The sequence below is a fragment of the Shewanella sp. SG41-4 genome, from assembly GCF_014164505.1.
Lineage (GTDB): Bacteria > Pseudomonadota > Gammaproteobacteria > Enterobacterales > Shewanellaceae > Shewanella.
In genome coordinates, this window is record NZ_JACJFI010000477.1 from 1 (window position 1) to 2,037 (window position 2,037).

Here is a 2,037-nt window from a genome sequence, read left to right on the forward strand (position 1 = left end):
GTTTAGGCGGTGCAACCATGACATTAGTAGTGCGGATGCTAAGACAACTAGAACATTGCTGGCCGCCGTATCATCCACATTTTAATATTTTTTCGAGTTTTGTTGGCCAATTCAATCGGGTCATTTTTTTCATCCCAACGTTGTTATGGCATTGCTCGTTAGCGATTCAGTTTGGGCAACTGGGTATTAGGTCTATTTTTTCACAGCCAATATCAGCTCAAACCAATAAAGAACCGTTAAACAATCATTACAGTAGTTATGCTTTAGCGGCTAAGTTATTGAAAATAGAGCTTGGTGGACCACAGCAGTTTAATCAAAATGGTAATACCATTCGGGTTGATTTACCGAAAGTAAAAGCGGGCCCTTTGCCAGATCATCGCCACATTAGCCAAGCAATCACAGTGACACAAACAGCTAACCTATTCTGGATTAGCTTAACCTTATTATTACCATTAATTTGGACCGGATTAAGATTACTTTAAACATATAAATATCGTTTTAAACAGGCTATTATTTAGCAGTTCTGAATCAATATTTGCCTATTTTTGTTATTACGTCACATTCACTTGTTAATATAAGAATATTACACCACAAGGTAGTTACATTCTTACAACATAATGACCTTTTGAATAACAGAACGTTGATTATTGTCTGCTTAAAAACCTGTTTAGGAATATTGCTTTGTTCAACAATTTACATGTATCGTTAACGACTCCAGCACTGTTGTTTCCGGCTATTTCTTTGTTATTGCTGGCTTACACAAATCGATTTTTTTCATTAGCGGCATTGATCCGCCAACTCAGTAACGACAAAAAACCGGTGCACAGCGATCAAATTAAAAACTTACGCCAACGCATTATTATTATCCGAAAAATGCAAGAAGCTGGTGTCAGCAGCTTTGCAATGTGTGTGTTATGTATGATTTTTATTTATGTTGGTTTTAACCAAATTGGTTCAGTGGTTTTTGGGTTAAGTTTGTTGCTGTTATTGTATTCGTTAATTTTATCTGTAATCGAGATCCGTATTTCAGTAGATGCACTCACTATTCACCTGAAAGAGCTAAGTAAATGAGTCAGTGGATCTATTTTTTTGATTTATGTGGTACAGCGGTGTTTGCCCTTTCGGGAGCGTTAGCCGCGGGTAAACATCGTATGGATCCCTTTGGCGTTATCGTGTTGGCTTCGGTTACTGCAATTGGTGGTGGCAGCATTCGCGATGCGTTAATCGGTGCCACGCCAGTATTTTGGATCCGCGATCCTAACTATATTATTGTCATTCTTGCGACAGTAATAACCTGCTTAGTGTTAGTGCGAAAACCGCATAAATTACCTCCACGCTCATTATCTATTGCCGATGCACTCGGTTTAGCACTGTTTACCGTAATTGGTGCAGAAAAAGCCTTATTACTCGGATTATCTGGTATGGTCGCGGTGGTAATGGGATTAATAACCGGTGTCGGTGGTGGTATTATCCGAGATTTGTTATGTAGGCAAATTCCAATGGTGTTGCGAACGGAGATTTACGCCACCGCTTCCATCGTTGGAGGGATCTGTTATACCTTAAGCATATTTGTCGGCATGGATAGCATGACATCGATGTTGATCGCTATGTTCAGCACGCTAATCATCCGTCTAAGTGCTATCCGCTGGCACTTATCTTTACCGGCTTTTGATTTGAAAACAAAGAGAGTTTAATGTGCGAATAATCTTCATATTATGCTGTTTGCTATTGAGCTTTCCGAGCAAAGCCAATATTGGCGATATGCCACGAGAACAACAACTCGCGATGCAATACATGGAAGCGCTTACGGATCATGACTATACCGTCCTGCGTCGCTTCTACTCTCGCGACACAGTATTTTACGATAAAACCGCCAATACGACTTATACTGGCGGTCGACATATTATCGCGTTTTTACAGCGGGCTCACGAAGGAGTATTAGAATACCGTTTAAACGTAGAACACATGTTTAATACTGGCTCTCTGGTTGTGATCATTGGCAGTTACCGCTTACAAGGTACCTGCGATCAGTATGGT

General features: G+C 40.2%; 3 protein-coding genes and 1 pseudogene. All 4 read left to right on the forward strand.

Annotated elements, in window-relative coordinates; translation table 11 throughout:
• Positions 1–482: pseudogene (locus tag H5202_RS21290) on the forward strand (cobalamin biosynthesis protein CbiB); the annotation flags it as partial.
• A 199-nt stretch (positions 483–681) separates the two neighbouring features.
• Positions 682–1,071: a DUF2721 domain-containing protein gene (locus H5202_RS21295; RefSeq protein WP_182773813.1), complete on the forward strand. Its 390-nt coding sequence runs from the start codon at positions 682–684 to the stop codon at positions 1,069–1,071.
• Positions 1,068–1,694 carry a trimeric intracellular cation channel family protein gene (locus H5202_RS21300; RefSeq protein WP_182773814.1) on the forward strand — a complete coding sequence of 209 codons (627 nt, stop codon included), beginning with the start codon at positions 1,068–1,070 and terminating at the stop codon, positions 1,692–1,694. Before H5202_RS21295 ends, H5202_RS21300 begins: the two co-directional genes overlap by 4 nt.
• A gap of 1 nt (position 1,695) precedes the next feature.
• A partial coding sequence (locus H5202_RS21305) for a nuclear transport factor 2 family protein (RefSeq protein ID WP_182773815.1) occupies positions 1,696–2,037 on the forward strand: 342 nt, incomplete at its 3' end.